The sequence below is a fragment of the Pseudoalteromonas sp. S3260 genome, assembly GCF_005886925.1.
GTDB lineage: Bacteria > Pseudomonadota > Gammaproteobacteria > Enterobacterales > Alteromonadaceae > Pseudoalteromonas > Pseudoalteromonas tetraodonis.
In genome coordinates this window covers 1-2931 of the sequence record NZ_PNCV01000118.1, presented here as the reverse complement: position 1 = coordinate 2931, position 2931 = coordinate 1, and the positions used below count along the sequence as shown (strand labels likewise).

Here is a 2931-nt window from a genome sequence, read left to right as displayed (position 1 = left end):
ATCCTGAGGCAAGCTGCCGCTTTTTTCGCCCAAGCGGAGCTCGACCGCAAACAGAAGTAATAGTGGATTTTATTGATGCTTGCAGAGAGCATTACGGTGTCGAGTCAATTTGCAAGGAATTGCCGATTGCACCATCAACGTATTATTCTCATAAACAGATACAAAGAGAGCCTGAGCGACTGTCTAACCGTAAAAAGCGTGATGCTGAGCTGATGATACTCATTCGCGAAGTGTGGGAGGATAATATGTCAGTTTATGGTGCAAGAAAAATATGGAAGCAGCTACAGCTTGACGACCATCAAGTCGCCCGCTGTACAGTCGAACGATTGATGCGAGTTATGGGAATTCAAGGTGTTCGTCGGGGTAAAGCACATAAGACAACGATACCTGACGAGCAACAAGATAAGCCACTGGATTTAGTTAATCGTCAATTTACTGCTGAGCAGCCAAATCAACTTTGGGTAGCTGACATCACCTATGGTGTGCCCGGAGTTCAGGGCTAACAAGGATGTTTAAATTGAACCACGAACCTGTCTGTAATCCATGACGATATTGGCAGGAGCCAATAAGTTATGGCTACTTCTGGTTGTGCAGAAGTATGAGTCTGAGCGGCAGTGACTTACCGTATGCTGGTAAGGTGATGTAACTCGCTGACAACGGGAAGTGAGGCGAATTCGTTAAGCCAAGATGCTTCTCTAGACTAAGTATTGGACGGATGAAGAACATGAACCGATTAATCCGCATCTGTGGGCTGAAACGTCGCCACCGTCTACACGAGTTAACAGGCGGTATGACGCTGATATTGTGCAATAAGTAGCTGCGCAATAACCGAACTGGTCAGCAAAATGTAAGTGCTTGCCAGTGGATAAACGCCAAATCACAAGTCTGCGTTTAAGCGTCATCACCTTACAGCACGATAAGGTTAAAGACTGCGATCGGCATCCCCCCCAATATGTTTGAGTTCAGGCCGGTAAACCGGGGAAGGTCTATTTGCATGCTAAGGGAGCATGACCCCGATGACAAATAGGCTGGCGGAGCGCTCGTAGTAGTCCGAGATGGGGAAAGCCCATTACATGGCGAAGGGGCGCAGCTTAATTGATTTACGTCGGCAAATTAGCTGACCTTAACGAGGTGAAGACCTTTGATAATCAGTGAAATGCAACGTAAATTGGCAACATGGACTCAAGCGGATAAATCGCGACGAGTCAATCGACTACTGCGCTTAATTAGTCATCCTCGATGGCTGAAACACGCAGCCGAAATCACCCTTGCAGCCAGAGGAGCGAAAACACCGGGCGTAGACGGGAACACTAAATTCCATCTAAAAGAAGGGTTAGATGAAGAGCTCGCCATACTCAGCCAAGCACTGAGAGATGGCTCTTATCAACCACTTCCGGCAAGGCGAATTTATATTCCCAAAACAAACGGCAAACAACGCCCTTTAGGTATTCCTACCCTGAAAGATCGCATAGTGCAACGCGCCATGCTAATGGCTATGGAGCCAATCTGGGAAAATGACTTTCACTCGTTATCCTATGGCTTCAGACCTGAACGCAGTGTGCATCACGCGATCCGGACAGTAAAACTTCAGTTGACTGATTCCAGTCAGGAGAAAGGACGCTGGGTGATTGAAGGCGATATGTCGAGCTATTTTGATACAGTTCATCATCGATTATTGATGAAGTGCGTCCGTAAACGGATTGCCTGTAAACGGTTCAATCAGCTGCTCTGGCTCTTTATCAAGGCCGGTCATGTTGAAAAGAACCTGTTCTGTGCCACTAATCAAGGCGTACCGCAAGGTGGCGTGATCTCACCACTGCTGTCAAACATCATGCTTAATGAGTTCGATCAGTACCTGAACCAATGCTACCTTAGCAAAAAGGCACGTAAAGATCGCTGGTACTGGAACCACAGTATCAAGATCGGTCGCAAGCCTGCCCTTGAGGAGGAGCGACAATGGAAGCCTGCCGTCGCATACTGTCGTTATGCCGATGACTTTGTTGTTATCGTCAAAGGCACCAAACAACAGGCGCAGGTGATCCGAGAGCAATGCCGAGACTTTCTGGAAAGCAAACTCAAGCTTACGTTGAACATGGAGAAGACCCAAGTTACTCATGTCAATGACGGCTTTGTCTTCTTGGGACATAGAGTGATCCGCAAACGAGGCCCAAAAGGCAACATGCGTGTGGTCAGCACTATCCCGAAAGATAAAGCGAGAGCGTTTACTTGTTCGCTCAACAAAGAACTATCTGGTGACTATAGCTGTAGTCCAATCGATAAGATAGAAAAACTTAACCAGAAACTTAAAGGCTGGTCACAGTTTTATCGTCATACCGATTTCACGGCTAAGGTTTATAGTAAGATAGACAGAGCGGTATTCTGGAAACTGGCTTACTGGTTCGCAGCTAAGTTTAAAACCAGCATCAAGAAGCTAATGATGAAGTTGATCAGACGACCAGAACCCGGCAAAGCGAAAACATGGGTCTATTTCGGTAGGAGCAACAAAGGCAACTTATGCGGTCAATCACTATTTCGATTAGTGAGTAGCCCTAAACGACCTTTTAGATGGCGATTACCAGAATCGAACCCGTATTGCCGGAACGAGGACGAGGTCAGAAATACTGTCACCTCAAGATATCAAGATGTTGCAATGGCTGTTAGCCACAATTAAGTGGAGAGCCGGATGCGCTGAAAGGTGCACGTCCGGTTCGGAGAGGAGAGGTTGGGAGATAGCACGACTACGCCCCGCCTCTTACTCTACTTGCCACATGGAGTGGGTTTGTTTATGTCGCTTTCGTGATAGATGTTTTTTCACGATACATTGTAGGTTGGCGTGTATCAACGACAATGCACACAGAACTTATTCTTGATGCGTTAGAGCAAGCTATTTGGCATCGTGGCAATCCCGAGGGGTTAATTCACCACAGCGAC

The 2931-nt window shown here is 47.0% G+C and carries 1 protein-coding gene, 2 pseudogenes and 1 other annotated feature; all 3 genes and pseudogenes read left to right on the top strand.

Annotated elements, in window-relative coordinates; genetic code table 11:
• The first annotated feature begins 17 nt into the window (after positions 1 to 17).
• Positions 18 to 134, top strand: a sequence feature (AL1L pseudoknot).
• 30 nt (positions 135 to 164) lie between these two features.
• A pseudogene (locus tag CWC14_RS15925) lies at positions 165 to 500 on the top strand (IS3 family transposase); the annotation flags it as partial.
• A 641-nt stretch (positions 501 to 1141) separates the two neighbouring features.
• The gene (ltrA, locus tag CWC14_RS15920) at positions 1142 to 2671 is read left to right on the top strand and encodes a group II intron reverse transcriptase/maturase (protein WP_138563848.1); all 1530 of its coding nucleotides are present in this window, start codon (positions 1142 to 1144) and stop codon (positions 2669 to 2671) included.
• 83 nt (positions 2672 to 2754) lie between these two features.
• Positions 2755 to 2931, top strand: a pseudogene (locus CWC14_RS15915) (DDE-type integrase/transposase/recombinase); the annotation flags it as partial.